Origin of the sequence: uncultured Reyranella sp. (assembly GCF_945957355.1) — a bacterium.
GTDB lineage: Bacteria > Pseudomonadota > Alphaproteobacteria > Reyranellales > Reyranellaceae > Reyranella.
In genome coordinates this window covers 101,143-119,216 of record NZ_CAMFKM010000009.1, presented here as the reverse complement: position 1 = coordinate 119,216, position 18,074 = coordinate 101,143, and the positions used below count along the sequence as shown (strand labels likewise).

Here is an 18,074-nt window from a genome sequence, read left to right as displayed (position 1 = left end):
TGCTGCGCTATGATGACGTTCAAATCCCCCACTTTTCGAAGCGGAATTCCCATGAACGCGCCTCTCGCCGCCGACAATCTCGATTTGATGAAATTTGGCGTCGGCCAGCCCGTGCCGCGCCAGGAAGACCCGACCCTGCTGCAGGGCCAGGGCCGTTACACCGACGACATCAACCTCCCCGGCCAGGCCTATGCCGTGATGGTCCGCAGCCAGGTGGCGCACGGACTGCTCAAGGGCATCGACGCCGAAGAGGCCCGCGCGATGCCGGGCGTGCTGGGCATCTGGACTGGCGCCGATCTCAACACCGCCGGCTACGGCGCCCTGAAGACGGTGATGATGGTGCCGAACCGCGACGGCTCGCAGATGAAGACGCCGACGCGCTATTCGCTGGCCACCGACAAGGTCCGCTTCGTCGGCGACCCGGTGGCCTTCGTCGTCGCCGAGACCCAGGCACAGGCGCGGGATGCCGCCGAGGCCGTGATGCTCGACATCGAGCCCCTGCCCTCCGTCACCAATGCGCGCGAGGCCGCCCAGCCCGGCGCTCCCGTCGTGTTCGACGACGTGCCCGACAATGTCTGTGCCGACTTCCAGTTCGGCGACAGTGCCAAGGTCGCCGCAGCCTTCGCAAAGGCTGCGCACGTGACGAAGCTGCACATCGTCAGCAATCGCATCGTCGTCTGCGCGATGGAGCCGCGCACGGCGATCGGTCACTACGACAAGGAGACCGACCGCTCGACTCTCTATGCAGGCTGTCAGGGCGTGTTCGGCCTCAAGAACCAGATGGCGGCCCTGCTCGGCATCAAGCCGGCACAGATGCGCGTCGTCACCGGCAATGTCGGCGGCTCGTTCGGCATGAAGGGCTCGCCCTATCCCGAATATGCCGGCCTCTTCCACGCCTCCAAGATCCTCGGCCGTCCGGTGAAATGGACCGATGATCGCTCCGGCAGCTTCCTCAGCGACCAGCACGGCCGCGACCACGATTTCGACGCCGAACTGGCCCTCGACAAGGACGGAACTTTCCTCGCGGTGCGCCTCAAGGGCTATGCCAATCTCGGCGCCTACCTCTCGAATGTCGGCGCGGCCATGGGCGCGCTGGGAGTCTCGCGCAATCTCGCCGCGGTCTACCGCACGCCCTTGATCGAAGTGCAGACCAAAGTGGCCTTCACCCACACCTCGCCAATCGGCGCCTATCGCGGCGCCGGCCGGCCCGAGGCCAACTACTTCATGGAGCGCCTGATCACCACCGCCGCCCGCGAGATGGGAATCGACCAGGTGGAGATGCGCCGCCGCAATCACATCAAGCCCGAGGAGATGCCCTACAAGACGGCGTCGGGCACGGTCTACGACAGCGGCGAGTTCACGGTACTGCTCGACAAGGCGCTGGAGCTGGCGGACGTGGCAGGCTTCGCTGCCCGCAAGGAAGAAAGCAGGAAGCGCGGCAGGCTGCGCGGGCTGGGCATCGGCGACTATCTCGAAGTGACCGCGCCGCCCACGAACGAGATGGGCGGCCTGCGCTTCGAGGAGAATGGCGACGTCACGATCATCACCGGCACACTGGATTATGGTCAGGGGCATTGGTCAGCGTTCGCTCAGGTGCTGACCTCGAAGCTCGGCATCCCGTTCAACAAGATCAAACTGAAACAGGGCGACAGCGACCTGCTGATCGCCGGCGGCGGCACCGGCGGCTCCAAGTCGATCATGGCGTCGGGCGCGGCGATCATGGAAGCCTCCGACAAGGTGATCGAGAAGGGCAAGGAGATCGCGGGCGTCGCGCTCGAAGCCTCGGCCGCCGACATCGAGTTCAAGCTCGGCCGTTTCGAGATCGTCGGCACCGACCGCGGCATCGGAATCCTGGAGCTGGCAGCCAGGCTGCGCAGCGGCATGAAGCTGCCCGAAGGCGTGCCCACCACGCTCGATGTCAGCCACGTCCACGAGGCGGCGCCGTCGGCCTATCCCAACGGCACCCACGTGGCGGAGGTCGAGATCGACCCCGACACTGGCCATGTCGAGGTCGTGAAGTACACGATGGTCGGCGACTTCGGCACGGTCATCAATCCGCTGCTGGTCGAGGGCCAGAGCCATGGCGGCGTGGTTCAGGGCATCAGCCAGGCGATCTTCGAGCACGTCGTCTACAGCGAGGAAGGACAACCGCTGACCGGTAGCTTCACCGACTATGCAATCCCACGGGCCGGCGACGCGCCGTCGTTCAAGATCGACTATCACTCGGTGCCGGCCAAGACGAACGTGCTGGGCGCCAAGGGCTGCGGCGAGGCCGGCTGCGCGGGCTCGCTGCCGTCGGTGATGAACGCCATCTCCGACGCGCTGGGCGGCAAGCACATCAACATGCCGGCGACGCCCGAACGGGTCTGGGCGGCGCTGAACGGCTAGCCGAGCGGAGAACGGCACCCGTTGGAGGAGCATGCCCGATCGGTTATGAGCTAGCCCTATGAAGCATAGACGTTTCTGGTTCTGGGGTGTGTTCTCGGCCCTGCTCGTCGCGATCACGGTGGCGGGCCTGGAGGCCCTGAGCGCGTTCGTCGTGCCTCCGTGGCCGGCGCGTGATTTGCGACCGATCGAGGTGTCCAATGCCGCCGTCGCGAGCACGCTCAGCGGCGCGCAGGCGGTCCCGACGTACAACAGCTGGGGCCTGCGTGACCGCGAGCATCCGCCGCAAAAGCCGGCCGGCATTTCCCGCACCGTGCTAGTCGGCGACAGCTTCCTCGAAGGGGCCTTCGTCGAGAAATCGGTCGGCGCGCGGCTCGAGGAGATCTGGCTGGCGGAGGGCCATCGCGACTGGGAGGTGATGAGCCTCGGCATCTCGGCAACGGGACCGCCGCAATACTACTATCGCATCCGTAACATCGCGCTGTCGCTGCAACCCGATGCGCTCGTCCTGATGTTCTACGCCGGCAACGATTTCGTGTCGGACTCCCTTTCGCCGTGGCGCATCCCGCCTCCCATCGCGGAGCGGCCGCAGCCGTCGTGGCTCGGGGCGGTGGCGCCCCGCCTGACTTGGCTGCTCGTGAATCGGCTCGGCCTCTCGGAGTTCGGTCGCGGCAACAAGGCCCCCCCGGAAGAGGCGCAGAAGATCATCAAGCTGCCGCGTGCCGACCGCCTCGACGCCATGGTCCGGCTGATCAAGACCTACTACTTCCCGGACAAAGACGAGAAGGTGATTCGCGAAATCCTGTCGCGCGGTGGCGACAAATTCTGGGACCGGCTCGAGCCGCGCGACCGCGACGAGGAATACATTCAGGCTTGGTGGCTCGCCAGCATGGTCGACTGGGAGACCGCCACCTGGACGGTGCCGGTGACGCCCGATGAGATCGAGCAATCGTTGAACAAGGATCAGGTCGCCTCGACTCTGACCTGGCTGCTCGGCGCCCGCGATCTTGCGCGCGAACGCGGCATCAAGTTCCTGGTCGCCATGGCGCCGGTGGGCCTGGTGGATCCGAGCTATGCCGACTTCTGGAGTCCGTGGCCACGCTACATGAGCTACCCGCGCCAGAACGAAGCCAAGCACCGCCTGTTGCGTCGCGAATTGGAGGCCCAAGGCGTGACGGTCGTCGACCTGACGGACGACCTCAAGGGGGTGCCGGGAACCTATCGCGTGTCCGACGGCCACTGGACCGAACTCGGGACCGAGATCGCCGCCAAGCGCCTCGCTGCGGCGCTCGAGAAATTGCGGGAGGCCCGTTAGAGCCTCCCGCCAACGAGCGTCAGGCCGGCATGAGCTACGGCGGCGACGGCCCAAGAGCAGAACGAGGCCCTATGCCTCGACAGGCTGAAGTCGCTGCGCTAACCCGGCGCGGTGACTTCCGCGCTATCTCCGGACGTCGCCATCCTGGGTTACGGCCCGGTTGGCGCGCTACTGGCAAACCTGCTGGGCCAGGCTGGGCTGTCGGTCGCCGTTTACGAGCGCGGCACGGCGATCTATGCGCTGCCGCGCGCGGTGCATTTCGACGGCGAGGTGATGCGGATCTTCCAGTCGGTCGGGCTGGCGGAGAAGATCGCCGCGACGGCGCGGGCCTCGTCGAAGGGCATGCACTTCGTCAATGCCTACGGCCAAACCTTGATGGTTCGGCGCGGCACCGACGGACCTGGGCCGCACGGCTGGGCGGGTAACTGGTATTTTCACCAACCGGAGCTCGAAGAAATCCTGCGCGCCGGCGTCGCGCGCTTCCCGAACGTGACGGTCCATCTCGGTCGCGAGATCGCCGACATGGACGAGCTCGACGCCCGCTACATCGTCGGATGCGACGGCGCACGCTCGCTGGTGCGCCGCGCGATCGGCAGCCGGCAGGGCGACCTCGGCCTCCACCAGCCGTGGCTGGTGGTCGACCTGCTGTGCAATCCCGACTCGCCGCGGGTAAAGGCGCTGCCCGACCACACCGTCCAGCTCTGCGATCCGGCGCGGCCGATGACGGTCGTGCATGTCGGCGGTGCGCGGCGCCGCTGGGAGATCATGCTGATGCCGGGCGACGATCCGGAGCGAATGGCCGACCCGGACATATTCTGGCCGATGATGGCGCGCTGGGTCGGGCCCGACGACGCGCGGATCGAGCGCGCCGCCGTCTACACCTTCCATTCGGTCGTGCAGGAGGGCTGGCGCCGGGGAAAGCTGCTGCTGGCGGGGGATGCCTGTCACCAGACGCCGCCCTTCCTCGGCCAGGGCATGTGCGCGGGGATGCGCGACGCCAGCAACCTCGCCTGGAAGCTCGCCACCGTGCTGCGCCAAGGCGCGCCCGAGTCGCTGCTCGACACCTATGAGAGCGAGCGCCTGCCGCATGTCCGCGCCTTCATCGAGCTCGCGGTGAAGCTCGGCGCCGTGCTGCAGGAGACCGATCCCGCCGCCGCCACGGCGCGTGACGCGCGCTTCACTGCCGGTGCGCAGATGTTCGACTTCCCGCAGCCGCAACTCGGGCCGGGATGCCGCACCGACGCGCCGCCACCTGTCGGCGCGATCTTCCCGCAGCCGCGTCTTGCCGACGGACGACTTATGGACGAGGTCATCGGCCAGCGCTTCGCAATCGTGGGCAATGCCGAGCTTCTTGCGGGCCTTGAAACCTCAGCCGCCCTGCTGCCGGGCGTTGCGGCCGACTGGCTGGCGCGTCACGGAGCAAGCGCTGTGATCCTGCGCCCGGATCGCTATGTTTTCGCTCTCGCCGGCAACCGGGCGGATCTGGAGACACACCTTCGATCCGCCATGGATTGGAAAGGAATGCGGGAGGCTCGCCAGAGTCTCCCGCCACCGGGCGTCAGGCTGGCGTGAACATCGGCAGCGGTGGGCCGCCGTCGGTCGGCTTGAAGGTGACCGTCACTGCCTGATCGCACTTCAGCTTGTCGAAGTCGCAGTCGACGATGTTTGTCAGCATGCGCGGGCCTTCGGCCAGGGTGACGTAGCCGATTGCGTAGGGCACCGGTGCGCGGCGCATTACGCTGTAGGAATAGATCGTGCCCTTGCCCGACGCCTCGACCCATTCGGTCTTGTCGCTGAAGCAGAACGGGCAGATCGTGCGCGGATAGTGGTGCGCCTGGCCGCAGCTCGTGCACTTGCGTACCAGCAGCTTGCCTTTGCCCGCGGCATCCCAATAGGCCTGCGTCTCCTCGCTGATGGCGGGAGGCGGCAGCTTGCGCTCCTTGGTCTCGGACATGATCTACTCCCTCTCCAGAATGACGGTCGCGCTGCCGTGGCGCAGGCCGAGCGAGCCGCCCGTACCGTGCGCGATGGCCAGATCGCAGTTCTTCACCTGCACCTTCGGATGCGCCTCACCGCGCAACTGACGCACGGCCTCCAGCACCTTGGTGAGGCCGCCACGATTGGCGGGATGATTGTTGCACAGGCCGCCGCCATCGGTGTTGAACGGCAGCTTGCCGATGCCCGAGATCAGGTTGCCGTCGGCCACGAAGGCGCCGCCCTTGCCCTTCTCGCAGAAGCCGAGATCCTCGAGCTGCATCAGCACCGTAATGGTGAAGCTGTCGTAGATCGAGGCGTACTTCATGTCGGAGGGCTTCACGCCCGCCTCGGCGAAGGCCGCCGGGCCGGTAAAGCGCGCGCCCGAGTAGGTCAGATCGACCTTGCCGCCCATCTGCGTCTTGATGAACTCCGACGATCCCAGCAGCTTGACCTTCGGCCGCTTGAGTGTGGCCGCGATCTCCGGCGCCACGACGACGATGGCGCCGCCACCGTCGGTGATGACGCAGCAGTCCAGCCTGTGCAGCGGATCGGAGATCATCGGTGAGTTCACGACCTCCTCGACCGTGACCACGTCCTTGAGCAGGGCATGCGGATTGTACTGTGCGTGGTGCGAGGCTGCGACCTTGATCCAGGCGAGCTGCTCGGAGGTCGTGCCGAACTCGTACATGTGACGCATCGCGCAGTTGGCGTACATGTTCACGACCGTCGGGCCGTAGGGGAATTCGAACGGATCGTCGGGTGTCGGCGTGCCGCCGCGACTGCGCGGTACCGTGCCGGTCGCCATGCCCTCGGCGCGCGGACGGCCGGCCAGGGTGATCAGGGCCACCTTGCATTTGCCCGCGGCGATCGCCTCGGCGGCGTGACCGACATGGAGCACGTAGGAGGAGCCGCCGGTATCGGTCGAATCGACGTGGCGAACCTTGAGCCCCATGTACTCGACCATGGACATCGGGCCGAGGCCCGGCGCATCGCCGGCGCAGAAGTAGCCGTCGACATCGTCCTTCGTGAGGCCCGCATCCTCCAATGCGCCCTTGGCGCACTGCGCATGGATCTGGGCCAGCGAGATGTCCTTCGCGAGCCGCGTCGGATGCTCGTAGATTCCAGCGATATAGGCCTTGCCCTTGATGCTCATCGGCGAGCCATCCCCCTAGGTCATTGTGCAGCGCACATGGTGGGCGATCGGAGCCTCACAGGAAAGTGCGCACTTTCGCAGCGAAGAATGATGCTAGGCTCTGCGAAACGAACGGGGAGCGACGCCACATGGTCTTCCGTCTTCTTTTCGCAACTCTGGCGGCTGTGGTTTGTCTTGCCGGGGCCGCACAGGCCCAGGGCAAGGCTGAGCTGCTGTGGTACAGCCAGGCCGCCTTCAAGCTCACAACCCAGAGCGGCAAGGTCATCATGATCGACCCCTGGATCATGGGCGCCACCAGGATCCCGCCGGAGCTGAAGGACCTCGACAAGATCGGCAAGGTCGACCTGATCCTCGTGACGCACGGCCATGGCGACCACCTGGGCGACGCGATGGAGATCTCCAGGAGGAACAACGTGCCGCTCTGGGCGCCGGCCGGCCTCAACCAGACGCTGGCCACGCTCGGCCTGATGCCCGCCAACCTCGTGCCTCGCATGAGCAAGGGTGGCACGATCGAGCCCTTCCCCGGCGTCAAGATCACCATGGTCCACGCCGACCACTCTTCCGAAATGATCCTGAAGGACCCGGCCACGGGCAAGGACACGAGTTTCGCCGCCGGCGAGCCCTGTGGCTTCATCATCGAGCTGGAGAACGGCTTCAAGATCTACCACATGGGCGACACCGGCCTGTTCGGCGACATGAAGCTGATCGGCGAATACTACAAGCCCGACCTCGTGCTGATCCCGATCGGCGGCCACTACGTGATGGACCCGAAGGCGGCGGCCTATGCCACCAAGGAGCTGATCAAGCCCAAAATGGCGTGGCCCATGCACTATGCCAGCAACCCGTTCCTGCGGGGCACACCTGCGGAATACAAGGCGGCTCTGGGCCAGTCGTCGATCGAGGTGATCGACGCCGTGCCTGGCACGAAGAAGCAGTTCTAGTCGCTTCGTTCGAGGACGGCTTCCCATACCGACTTGGGTCGATCGTACCGGTCGATCACCTTCTCCTCGATGGCGAGCATCCGCCAGCCATGTGCAAACAGACGATCGACGGCATTGCGATCGAAGAAGCGCTTGGGCGTGCCGTCGACGAGATAGAAATCCTTTTCGATTTCCGGATGGCCGCTGGCCCCGAAATGGTGATCGTTGGTCGAATTGAGCCGGCACAGCAGCACGCCGTCGGGCTTCAGGACCTCGTGCACTCGTCTGGCCAGTGCAATGGTTTCCGACCAGTCGAAGTAGTGCAGCGACAGGCTGGCAACGACGACACCGACGCTGCGCTCAGCAAGCGGAAATGGTGCGCGAATATCCTGGCAATGAATTTGAACCGAGGGCACGCGCTCCCGCGCGCGTGCGACCGCTTCGGGTGACAATTCGATCGCGACGACGCGATGCCCCGCAGCGGCGAGCGTGGCGGTATCGCGTCCGCCTCCACATCCCAGCTCCAGCACTGGCTGCCCCCCTGCCCGTTCGGCGATGAGCGGCAGCCAGCGCGCCAGCCATTGATCGACCGCCAAGTCTCAGTCGCCGGTCACGTCGCGCGCGCCGGGCGTGCGGGCGCGGAACTCCTCGGGGGCCTCGCGGCCGGCGTCGGTGAAGGCTTTCTTCACCGCGGCGACGTTGGGTCCGAAGATGCCCTTGCGGTTGTCCTTGGCCCACTGGTTCGAGTTGACGATGGTGTCGAGCGACCCCTGGAAGCGCGGCATGACGTAGCGCGCGAACAGCTCGTAGGACCGCAGGGTCTGCTCGCGCGTCGCCCATTCGTGGGCGCGGAACAGGACGCCACCGAAGCCGCCGTTGGAGAAGCCCAGCAGACGCTCGATGCCCTTGGCCACCGTATCCGGGCTACCGACCAGGGTCGTCCCCATCTTCACGCCGTCGCGCAGCGGATCGTCGGCGCGGCCCGGCGGGCGGCCGAGCGTATCCTCGAAATAGGTCATGGTCTCGCGGCGCTCGCCGGCATGGACTTCGCGCAACGCCTGCTCGTCGTCCTCCGTCACATGGCAGTTCACCACCACCCGCCACTTGCCGCGGTCCGCCGTCTTGCCGTGCTTGGCCGCAGTCTCCTCGTAGATGCCCCACTGCTTGCCGAGCATTTCCGGCCCGCCGGGAATTCCGGCGCCGATCGACAGGACACCGAGCCCGTGCTTGCCGGCCGCGATCATGCCCGAGGGGGTGATGGTGCTGGCGCAGGCGATCGGGAAATGCGGATAGCTGTAGGGCGCGAGATGCAGCCGCGCTTCCTTCAGCTCGAACCAGTCGGTCTTCATCGTGACCGGCTCCTTGCATTCGAGCAGGCGCATGATCGCCTCCAGCGCCTCCTCCATGCGCGGTCGCTGCGTCGAGGGATCGATGCCCATCATGTAGGCGTCGGACGGCAGCGCGCCGGGACCGCAGCCCAGCATCGTGCGGCCGCGCGACATGTGGTCGAGCTGCACGAAGCGGTTCGCGACCATCAGCGGGTGGTGATACGGCAGGCTGGTCACGCCCGAGCCGAGGCGGATGTAGCGCGTGCGCTCGATGGCGGCGCCGATGAAGACTTCCGGCGACGCGATGGTCTCCCACCCGGCGGAATGATGCTCGCCGATCCAGGCTTCGTCGTAGCCCAGTTCGTCGATCCACTCGATCAGCTCCATGTCGCGTGCCATCGAGAGAGTCGGGTTCTCGCCGACACGATGGAACGGCGCCAGGAAGATGCCGAACGTTAGTCCTTTATGATTACCGGTCTGTGCCATTGAAGTCCTCCGTCACGCGCGACGGTAGCATGTGCGCGACGTTGACCGCAGCACTGGCTTGCGCAGATCATCCGACGATGATGGAGACCGCTTCCCTCCCGCTGGCGCGCTTCAGGATCGTCGAGGTGAACGACGCGAATGTGCCGCTCTGCCTGCGTTTGGCGATATCGCTTGCAGCGAAGATCGCGGCCGATCTCGGTGCCGACGTGCTCAAGATCGAGCCGCCCGGAGCGGATCCGGTGCGCCGCGCGCCGCCTTTGCTGCCGCAGGGCGGAAGCGCGCTGTTCCAATTCCTCAACACGTCGAAGCGCTCGCTGACGCTCGATCTCTCGAGCGAAGCCGGCCGCACGGCACTCGCCGCCGTGGTCGACGGGGCCGACGCCGTGCTGTTCGAGGAGCCGACTTCCGTCGCGCCGATATTGCGCACGGGCAAGGCGACGCCCATCGAGATCGCGGCCTTCCCGGTCGAGATGGAAGCGGCGTGGCGGCCCGTCAGCGAGCTGGCGATCCAGGCGCTGGGCGGACTGATGCACATGGTGGGCGAGCCCGCGCGCAAGCCGCTGAAGCTCGGCGGTCATCAGGCTTCCTATCCGGCAGGGCTCACCGCCTTCACCGGCCTCATGTCGGCGCTCGCCGCGCGCGACGCCGGCCGGGCCGCACCTTCGGTTCGGGTGTCGCTTGCTGAAGTGATGCAGTGGGTGAATTGGAAGGCCGCATCGGGCGCCGCCGCATCGGGCACGTCGCCAGGGCGCGAGGGGAAGAACTCGGAATTCCAGGTTCTGCCCTGCCGCGACGGACATGTGGCGGTGGTCTACACCGTGACCCAGTGGCCAGCGACACGCGCCCTGATCGGCGATCAAAGGCTCGACGACCCGAAGTTCGCCACCCGCGCCGGGCGACGCCAGAACATCGCCGAACTCTATGCGGTGCTCGCGCCATGGTTCGCCGACAAGACGCGCGAGGAGATCCAGAAGACGGCGCAGGCCAAGGGCGTGCCCTTCGGCCCGATCTTCTCGCCAGCCGAGTTGCTACAGACCGAGCAGTATGTGGCGCGTGGTTTCCTCGCCGACATGATGCATCCGACGGAGGGCAAGCTGCGCCTGCCGCAACTGCCCGTACAATGGAACGGCCGCTCCTTCGCGCCGCGTCCGGCGCCGCCTCTTCCGCCTCCCCATTCAAATGGGGAGGTGCTCTCGTCATACGAGGGCGGAGGGGGCAGGAACGGTCGCTCGCAGACCATGCGCCCTCCGTCGCTGAAGACAGCGACACCTCCCCATTGGAATGGGGAGGAGAATGAACGTCCCCTTGCCGGTATCCGCGTGCTCGACTTCGGGCTGCTGACCGCGGGCGCGAACACCTCGGCGATGCTGGCCGATCTCGGCGCCGATGTGATCAAGATCGAATCCGGCGCCTATCTCGACCCCTTCCGCGTCGTCGGCAAGACCGACAATGACGAGGGCTGGTGGAACCGCTCGCCGCAGTTCCGCTTCACCAACCGCAACAAGCGCGGGCTGGCGCTGAACCTCAAGGATCCCGAGGGCCAGCGCGTGATCCGCGAACTCGCCGCGCACTGCGACGTCGTCGTCGAGAATTTTCGCCGCGGCGTGCTCGATCGCGCCGGCCTCGGCTACAAGGATCTGAGCACCATCAACCCGCGCCTGGTGTTCGCCGCCATCTCCAGCCAGGGTGACACTGGACCCGAGCGCATGAACGTCTCGTTCGGCAGCACGCTCGACGCCACGTCGGGCATCGCCTCGCTGACCGGCTATGAGGGCGAGACGCCGCGCATCTCGGGCATGGACGTGAACTACCCCGACCAGATCGTGTCGTTGTTCGCCACCGGCATCGTCATTGCCGCCGTCACCGAAGCGCGCCGCACCGGCAAGGGCGCCTTCCTCGACTTCTCCCAGCGCGAGGTCGCGTCGTTCACCCTGGGCGAGGAAATTCTCGCGGCTTCGGCCGATTCGCGTCACCGGCTGGAACCGCGCGGCAACACGGAAGTCGGCGTCGCCCAGCAGGACGCCTACGAGTGCGCTGACGGCAAATGGCTGGCCGTCACGCTCGAAAGCTCCGATCCGTCGATGGCGGCCTTCTGCGCCGGCAAGGAGCGCGACGCCGCGCTGGCCGCGCTGCTCGCCAAGGGCATCGCCGCCGCGCCATGCCTCGATGGCAATGATCTCCTTCTCGACGCTGAATTGCAGGGCGTCACCCTGGTACGCGACGAGAACGGCGGACTCGTGAAAGGCCTGCCCTACCGGCTCGACGGCGCGGGTCTCGCCATCGAGCGGCCGGCGCCCGATCTCGGCCAGCACACCGCCGAGGTGTTGCGCGAACTGCTGGGCTGCGACGATGCCCGCCTGAAACAGTTGAACGACAGCGGCGTGACCTCGACCACGCCCACCATCGGAGAGGTTTGATCCATGCCGCGCGCTGAAGTGCACAAGTTGATGGAGCGCATGGCGATCCCCGCCATCGCCGCTCCGATGTTCCTGGTCTCCAATCCCGCGCTGACCCTGGCCTGCTGCGGCGAGGGCCTGATGGGCAGCTTCCCCGCCCATGGCACACGCAGCCGCGAGGAGTTCCAGGGTTGGCTCGACGAGATGGTCGAGGGGATGAAGCGGCTGGAGGATGCCGGGAAGAAGCCCGCGCCCTGGGCCGTCAACCTCGTCGTCCATGCCTCGAACCCGCGCTACCAGGGCGACCTCGAACTGGTCGAGAAGTACAAGGTGCCGGTGGTACTCACCTCGAAGGGAGCGCCGGGCGAGGCCATCAAGCGCATCCATGGCTGGGGCGCCGTCGCCCTCCACGATATCGCCAACCGGCGCCACGCCGAAAAGGCGCTGGAAGCTGGCGTCGACGGCGTGATCGCGGTGGCCGGCGGCGCCGGCGGCCATACCGGCACCATCAACCCCTTCGCGCTGATGAACGAGGTACGCCAGCTGGGCGACAGTTTTGCGGTGGTGCTGGCCGGCGGCCAGACGACGGGCCGCGACGTGTTCGCGGCCGAGGCGATGGGCGCCGACCTCGCCTATATCGGCACGCGTTTCATCGCGACCCAGGAGGCGATGGCGGCGCAGGCACACAAGGACATGATCCTGGGCACGCGCGCGACCGACGTGTTCCTCACCGCCTCGATCGACGGCGCTCCGGCCAACTGGCTGACGCCCAGCCTTCTGGCCGCCGGAATCGACCTCGACGTGCTGCGCACGACCCTGCCTGGCAAGATCGTCGGCGCCCAGGAGAACAAGAAGCGCTGGAAGGACATCTACACGGCGGGTCACGGCGTGGGGAACATCGAGGACATCCCGGCTGCCGCCGACCTCGTCAGACGCCTCGTCAGCCAGTATCGCGAGGCGAAGGCTGAAATGGCGCGCACGCTCGCCGGTCGCGTCGCAGCGTAGACGGTGGGCGGCCCCCTGCTCTAGGTTTCGGCTCCAGAGTTTCGAGGGGGTATCCGCGTGAAGACAAAGGCAGCCGTGTGTTTCGAGGCCGGCAAAAACCTCGAGATCGAGACCGTCGACCTCGAAGGGCCGAAGTTTGGCGAGGTCCTGGTCGAGATCAAGGCGTCGGGTGTCTGCCACACCGACGAGTTCACCCGGTCCGGCGGCGATCCCGAGGGCCTGTTCCCGGTGATCTTCGGCCATGAGGGCGCGGGCGTCGTGGTCGATGTCGGGCCGGGCATCGTGTCGCTGAAGAAGGGCGACCACGTGATCCCGCTCTACACGCCGGAATGCCGCCAGTGCAAATCCTGCATCTCGGGCAAGACCAACCTCTGCACCTCGATCCGCGCGACGCAGGGACAGGGCGTGATGCCCGACGGCACCTCGCGCTTCTCGATCAAGGGCCGGAAGATCCATCACTACATGGGCTGCTCGACCTTCTCGAACTACACGGTGCTGCCCGAGATCGCGCTGGCGAAGATCCGCCCCGACGCACCGTTCGACAAGGTCTGCTACATCGGCTGCGGCGTGACGACCGGCATCGGCGCCGTCATCAATACCGCCAAGGTCGAGGCCGGCGCCAACGTCGTGGTGTTCGGGCTCGGCGGCATTGGCCTCAACGTGCTGCAGGGCGCGCGCATGGTCGGCGCCAACATGATCGTCGGTGTCGATCTCAACCCGGCCCGCGAGGCCCTCGGCCGCAAGTTCGGCATGACGCACTTCGTCAATCCGAAGGAACTCGGCGACAAGGACCTGGTCGCGCATCTCGTAGAGCTGACAGACGGCGGCGCGGATTACAGTTTCGAATGCGTCGGCAACACCAAGCTGATGCGCCAGGCGCTGGAATGCTGCCACCGCGGCTGGGGCAAGTCGGTCATCATCGGCGTCGCCGGCGCCGGCCAGGAGATCGCCACGCGCCCGTTCCAGCTGGTCACCGGCCGCACCTGGATGGGCACCGCATTCGGCGGCGCCAAGGGCCGCCGCGACGTGCCGAAGATCGTCGACTGGTACATGGATGGCAAGATCGACATCGACTCGCTGATCACCCACACGATGCCGGTCGAGAAGATCAACGACGCGTTCGACCTGATGCACAAGGGCGAGTCGATCCGCAGCGTCGTCACGTTCTAGCGCGGGAGGGAAAATTGGCCGTCAGAGCCATCGGAAACGCCACCATCCAGAAGGTCGAGGAGATCTGCGGTCCTGGCTTCAAGCCCGGTCGCATGTTCCCGAAGTTCGACCAGGAAGCCTTCGACGCCCAGAAAAGTTGGATGGTGCCGGAGCACGTACAGGAGGGTAGCGACCGGCTGATCGGCTCGGTCCACACCTGGATCGTCAGGACTCCGAAGCACACGATCCTGATCGACACCTGTCTCGGCAATCACAAGCAGCGCCACAATCCCGGCTGGAACAACCTCGACACGCCGTTCCTCGACCGGCTGAAGGCCTGCGGCTGCCCTGCGGAGTCCGTCGACTTCGTGATGTGCACGCACCTGCATGTCGATCATGTCGGCTGGAACACGAAGTTGGAGAACGGACGCTGGGTGCCGACCTTTCCCAACGCGAAGTATCTCTTCGCCAAGCGCGAATACGCGCACTGGGAAAGCGAGCGGAAGTCACAAGGCGAAGGCAAGGTGAACGACGGCTCGTTCGATGATTCGGTGCTGCCGGTCGTCGAGGCCGGCAAGGCAGTGATGATCGAGAGCGATCACCAGCCCGACCCGCTGCTCACCCTCCGGGACTATCCTGGCCACACGCCGGGCTCGATCGCCATCAACCTGAAGGACCGGGGCCGGCAGGCCTGCTTCTCGGGCGACATCATGCATCACCCGATCCAGGTCTATCACCCCGACTGGTCGAGCCAGTTCTGCTGGGACCAGGCGATGTCGGCCATCTCGCGCCGCAAGCTGCTGGAGGATTGCGTCGAGAGCAATGCGCTGCTCTGCCCCGCCCACTTTCCCGGCGCCAATGCGGGCTACATCAAGCCCGAGGGCAATTCCTTCAGGATCGACTGGGATCGCCCATGAAGCTCGAACCGCTGCTTGACGGCCTCTCCTTCGGTGAAGGCCCGCGCTGGCGGGACGACCGGCTCTATTTCTCGGACTTCTATGTCCACCAGGTGCGCACCGTCGACGAGAGCGGCAAGGCCGAGACGATCGTCGAGGTGCCCGGACGCCCCTCGGGCCTGGGCTGGCGGCCCGACGGTACGATGTTGATTGTCAGCATGACCGACCGCCGGCTGATGCGCTTCACGAACGGCAAGCTCTCGGTCGAGGCCGAGCTGGGCACGATCGCGACCGGCCTGTGCAACGACATGGTCGTCGACGCCAAGGGACGCGCCTATGTCGGCAATTTCGGCTTCGACCGGCACGCGGGCGAGAAGCCGCGCGCCGCGGTGCTGGCGCGCGTCGATCTCGATGGCTCGGTCCACGCGGCCGACGAGCTCATGTTCCCCAACGGCACCGTCATCACGCCCGACGGCAGGACAATGATCATCGGCGAGACCTTCGCCAAGCGGCTCACGGCTTTCGACATCGCGGACGACGGCACGCTCTCCAACCGGCGCGTCTGGGCGGAGACGCCGACCTGCAATCCCGACGGGATCTGCCTCGATGCCGAGGGCGGCATCTGGGTCACCGGTGCCTTCACCCACCGCATGATCCGCGTGCTCGAAGGCGGCAAGGTCACTCACGATCTCGATCTCGGCGAACGCGCCGCCTATGCGTGCATGTTGGGTGGCCGCGACCGCCGGACCCTGTTCGTCGTGACCAACAGCGGCAGTGGACCGGCCATCGCCGCCAAGAAGGACGGCCGCATCGAGACGATGCGCGTCGACGTACCCGGCGCCGGCCTGCCCTAGGAGGAATTCGTGAAAGGTCCCGAAGACGATGCCGGGCTGACCGGCAAGGTGGCGATCATTTCGGGCGGCGGCGCAGCCGGCGACGGTATCGGCAACGGACGGGCCGCGGCGATCCTGCTCGCCCGTGCCGGTACCCGCGTACTGGTGGCCGACAGGGACATCAAGCTTGCGCAGCGCACCGTCGAGATGATCCTGGCCGAGGGTGGCCATGCGGCGGCTCATGCCGGCGACATGACGCAGGAGGCGGAGTGCAAACGGCTGGTCGACGCCGCGGTCGACCGCTGGGGCCGGCTCGATTTCCTCGACAACAATATCGGCATCGGCAGCCGCGGCTCGGTGGTCGAGGAAAAGCCCGAGGAATTCCGTCGTGTGATGCAGGTGAACGTCGAGACGATGTTCCTGCTCTCCAGGCACGCGATCCCCGCCATGATCAAGACCGCCAAGGGCGGCTCGATCGTCAACATCTCCTCGATCTCGGCGCTGCGGCCGCGCGGCCTCACCACCTACACGACGTCGAAGGCCGCCGTGATCGGCCTCACCCAGGCGATGGCGGTCGACCATGGCCGCGACGGCATCCGCGTGAACTGCATCTGTCCCGGCCCGGTCTACACGCCGATGGTCTATGCCCGCGGCAACGGCATGAGCGAGGCTGCGCGTGCCCAGCGCGCCAAGGCCTCCGTTCTCAAGACCGAGGGCACGGGCTGGGACGTGGGCCACGCGGTGCGCTTCCTGCTGAGCAACCACGCCCGCTACGTCACCGGCCAGGTCCTGGTCGTCGATGGCGGCGTGACGCTGCAGGGCCCGGAACGCGATTCGCAAGATCACTGAATCCAAAGGGAGAAAAACAAGATGGCCCGCCTGCCCTATCTCGAGCCCGACCAGGTCGCGCCCGAGTATCGCGACATGCTCAAGCGCAACACCAACCTTCACAAGCTGCTGGTCAACTCGCCCGACATGGCGCGAGCCTTCAGCGGCTTGGGCGGCTACATCCGCTTCAAGAGCAAACTCGATCCCCGCCTGCGCGAGCTCGCCATCCTGCAGGTCGGCTGGCTGGAGAAGTCCGAATACGAATTCACTCATCACGTGAAGATCGGCAAGGAGTTCGGCGTTACCGTCGAGGACATCAAGGGGCTGATGGCCGAGACCGAGGGCAAGCCTTCGCAGCTCGAGCCGCTCGCCAAAGCGATCCTCAGGGGTGCACGCGAGATGGTGAAGGACCTGGGCATGTCCGACGCGACCTTCGCCGAGATAAAGAAGGACCTGTCCGACGAGCACATGACCGACCTGGTGCTCACCATCGCCTTCTACTGCGCCGTCGTCCGCGTGCTCGCCACCATGCAGATCGACAACGAGCCGCAATACAAGGAAGTGCTGAAGCAGTATCCGCTGCCGGGAGTGAAGTGACATGCGCCTGAAAGATCGCGTCGCCATCGTCGTCGGCGCCGGCCAGAGCCCCGGTGAAGGCATGGGCAACGGCCGTGCCACCGCCCTCACCTTCGCGCGCGAGGGCGCCAAGGTGCTCTGCGTCGATCACAATCTCGACTCGGCGAAGGAGACCGTCGAGATGATCGGTGCGAACCAGGGCACGGCGGTCGCCTTCAAGGCCGACGTGACCAGGGGCGCCGACCTCAAGGCCATGGTCGACGAGACGCACGCGCGCTGGGGCCGGGTCGACATCCTGCACAACAATGTCGGCGTCTCGCTGTCGGGCGGCGATGCCGAACTTCTCGACATCACCGAGGAAGCCTTCGATCGCTGCACCGCGATCAACCTCAAGAGCTGCATCTTCGCGGCGAAGCACGTGCTTCCGATCATGCGCGCGCAGCAGAGCGGCGTGATCATCAACATCTCGTCGATGGCCGTCATCACCACCTATCCCTACGTCGCCTACAAGGCGACCAAGGCGGCGATGGTGTCCTTCACCGAGCAGCTCGCGTACCAGAACGCGCAATACGGCATCCGCGCCAACGTCATCCTGCCCGGGTTGATGAACACGCCCATGGCGGTCGACACGCGCGCCCGAACCTTCAAGAAGAGCCGCGCCGAGGTCGAAGCCGAGCGCGATTCCAAGGTGCCGCTGCGAAAGAAGATGGGTACCGGCTGGGACGTCGCCAACGCCGCCCTCTTCCTCGCGTCCGACGAGGCGAGCTTCATCACCGGCGTGACCCTGCCGGTCGACGGTGGCGCCAGCGTCCGGCGCGGCTAGAGGC

At 66.2% G+C, this 18,074-nt stretch carries 16 protein-coding genes; 12 read left to right on the top strand and 4 right to left on the bottom strand.

Annotation, left to right across the window (positions count from 1 at the left end; genetic code table 11):
* Positions 1-51: 51 nt before the first annotated feature.
* From Q0Q48_RS16190 to Q0Q48_RS16180, 3 genes are all read left to right on the top strand, one after another.
* On the top strand, positions 52-2,388 hold the full coding sequence (locus Q0Q48_RS16190) for a xanthine dehydrogenase family protein molybdopterin-binding subunit (protein WP_295139694.1): 2,337 nt from the start codon (positions 52-54) through the stop codon (positions 2,386-2,388).
* Positions 2,389-2,446: 58 nt separating this feature from the next.
* Positions 2,447-3,700 (top strand): SGNH/GDSL hydrolase family protein, encoded by a 1,254-nt coding sequence (locus Q0Q48_RS16185; RefSeq protein WP_295139692.1) that lies wholly within the window; start codon positions 2,447-2,449, stop codon positions 3,698-3,700.
* Positions 3,701-3,811: 111 nt separating this feature from the next.
* A complete protein-coding gene (locus tag Q0Q48_RS16180) occupies positions 3,812-5,272 on the top strand; it encodes a bifunctional 3-(3-hydroxy-phenyl)propionate/3-hydroxycinnamic acid hydroxylase (RefSeq protein ID WP_295139690.1) in 1,461 nt (486 codons plus the stop codon).
* On the opposite strand, the gene Q0Q48_RS16175 is transcribed toward Q0Q48_RS16180, so the two are convergent.
* Both Q0Q48_RS16175 and Q0Q48_RS16170 read right to left on the bottom strand, forming a co-directional pair.
* Positions 5,259-5,654: a Zn-ribbon domain-containing OB-fold protein gene (locus Q0Q48_RS16175; RefSeq protein ID WP_295139688.1), complete on the bottom strand. Its 396-nt coding sequence runs from the start codon at positions 5,652-5,654 to the stop codon at positions 5,259-5,261. The two genes, Q0Q48_RS16180 and Q0Q48_RS16175, sit on opposite strands and share 14 nt — an antisense overlap.
* Before the next feature lie 3 nt (positions 5,655-5,657).
* Complete coding sequence (locus Q0Q48_RS16170) at positions 5,658-6,830, bottom strand: thiolase domain-containing protein (RefSeq protein WP_295139686.1); 1,173 nt, start codon at positions 6,828-6,830, stop codon at positions 5,658-5,660.
* Positions 6,831-6,958: 128 nt separating this feature from the next.
* Between Q0Q48_RS16170 and Q0Q48_RS16165 the strand changes: the two genes are divergently transcribed.
* On the top strand, positions 6,959-7,771 hold the full coding sequence (locus Q0Q48_RS16165) for a metal-dependent hydrolase (RefSeq protein WP_295139684.1): 813 nt from the start codon (positions 6,959-6,961) through the stop codon (positions 7,769-7,771).
* On the opposite strand, the gene Q0Q48_RS16160 is transcribed toward Q0Q48_RS16165, so the two are convergent.
* Positions 7,768-8,346, bottom strand: coding sequence for a class I SAM-dependent methyltransferase (locus Q0Q48_RS16160; RefSeq protein WP_295139683.1), 579 nt, complete (start codon positions 8,344-8,346; stop codon positions 7,768-7,770). The two genes, Q0Q48_RS16165 and Q0Q48_RS16160, sit on opposite strands and share 4 nt — an antisense overlap.
* Before the next feature lie 3 nt (positions 8,347-8,349).
* On the bottom strand, positions 8,350-9,564 hold the full coding sequence (locus tag Q0Q48_RS16155) for an LLM class flavin-dependent oxidoreductase (RefSeq protein ID WP_295139681.1): 1,215 nt from the start codon (positions 9,562-9,564) through the stop codon (positions 8,350-8,352).
* Positions 9,565-9,641: 77 nt separating this feature from the next.
* Between Q0Q48_RS16155 and Q0Q48_RS16150 the strand changes: the two genes are divergently transcribed.
* Genes Q0Q48_RS16150 through Q0Q48_RS16115 form a run of 8 tightly spaced genes read left to right on the top strand, consistent with a single transcriptional unit; the run spans position 9,642 to position 18,070 of the window.
* Positions 9,642-11,981, top strand: coding sequence for a CoA transferase (locus tag Q0Q48_RS16150; protein WP_295139680.1), 2,340 nt, complete (start codon positions 9,642-9,644; stop codon positions 11,979-11,981).
* Positions 11,982-11,984: 3 nt separating this feature from the next.
* The gene (locus tag Q0Q48_RS16145) at positions 11,985-12,965 is read left to right on the top strand and encodes a nitronate monooxygenase family protein (RefSeq protein WP_295139678.1); all 981 of its coding nucleotides are present in this window, start codon (positions 11,985-11,987) and stop codon (positions 12,963-12,965) included.
* Positions 12,966-13,022: 57 nt separating this feature from the next.
* Positions 13,023-14,135, top strand: coding sequence for an S-(hydroxymethyl)glutathione dehydrogenase/class III alcohol dehydrogenase (locus tag Q0Q48_RS16140; RefSeq protein ID WP_295139676.1), 1,113 nt, complete (start codon positions 13,023-13,025; stop codon positions 14,133-14,135).
* Between the two features lie 14 nt (positions 14,136-14,149).
* The gene (locus Q0Q48_RS16135) at positions 14,150-15,031 is read left to right on the top strand and encodes an MBL fold metallo-hydrolase (RefSeq protein ID WP_295139673.1); all 882 of its coding nucleotides are present in this window, start codon (positions 14,150-14,152) and stop codon (positions 15,029-15,031) included.
* Positions 15,028-15,864: an SMP-30/gluconolactonase/LRE family protein gene (locus Q0Q48_RS16130; RefSeq protein ID WP_295139671.1), complete on the top strand. Its 837-nt coding sequence runs from the start codon at positions 15,028-15,030 to the stop codon at positions 15,862-15,864. Before Q0Q48_RS16135 ends, Q0Q48_RS16130 begins: the two co-directional genes overlap by 4 nt.
* A gap of 9 nt (positions 15,865-15,873) precedes the next feature.
* Positions 15,874-16,692 carry an SDR family oxidoreductase gene (locus tag Q0Q48_RS16125; RefSeq protein ID WP_295139669.1) on the top strand — a complete coding sequence of 273 codons (819 nt, stop codon included), beginning with the start codon at positions 15,874-15,876 and terminating at the stop codon, positions 16,690-16,692.
* A 21-nt stretch (positions 16,693-16,713) separates the two neighbouring features.
* A complete protein-coding gene (locus Q0Q48_RS16120) occupies positions 16,714-17,268 on the top strand; it encodes a carboxymuconolactone decarboxylase family protein (RefSeq protein ID WP_295139666.1) in 555 nt (184 codons plus the stop codon).
* Between the two features lies 1 nt (position 17,269).
* Entirely contained in the window at positions 17,270-18,070 is an 801-nt protein-coding gene (locus Q0Q48_RS16115; RefSeq protein ID WP_295139664.1) for an SDR family NAD(P)-dependent oxidoreductase, read from the top strand.
* Positions 18,071-18,074: the final 4 nt, after the last annotated feature.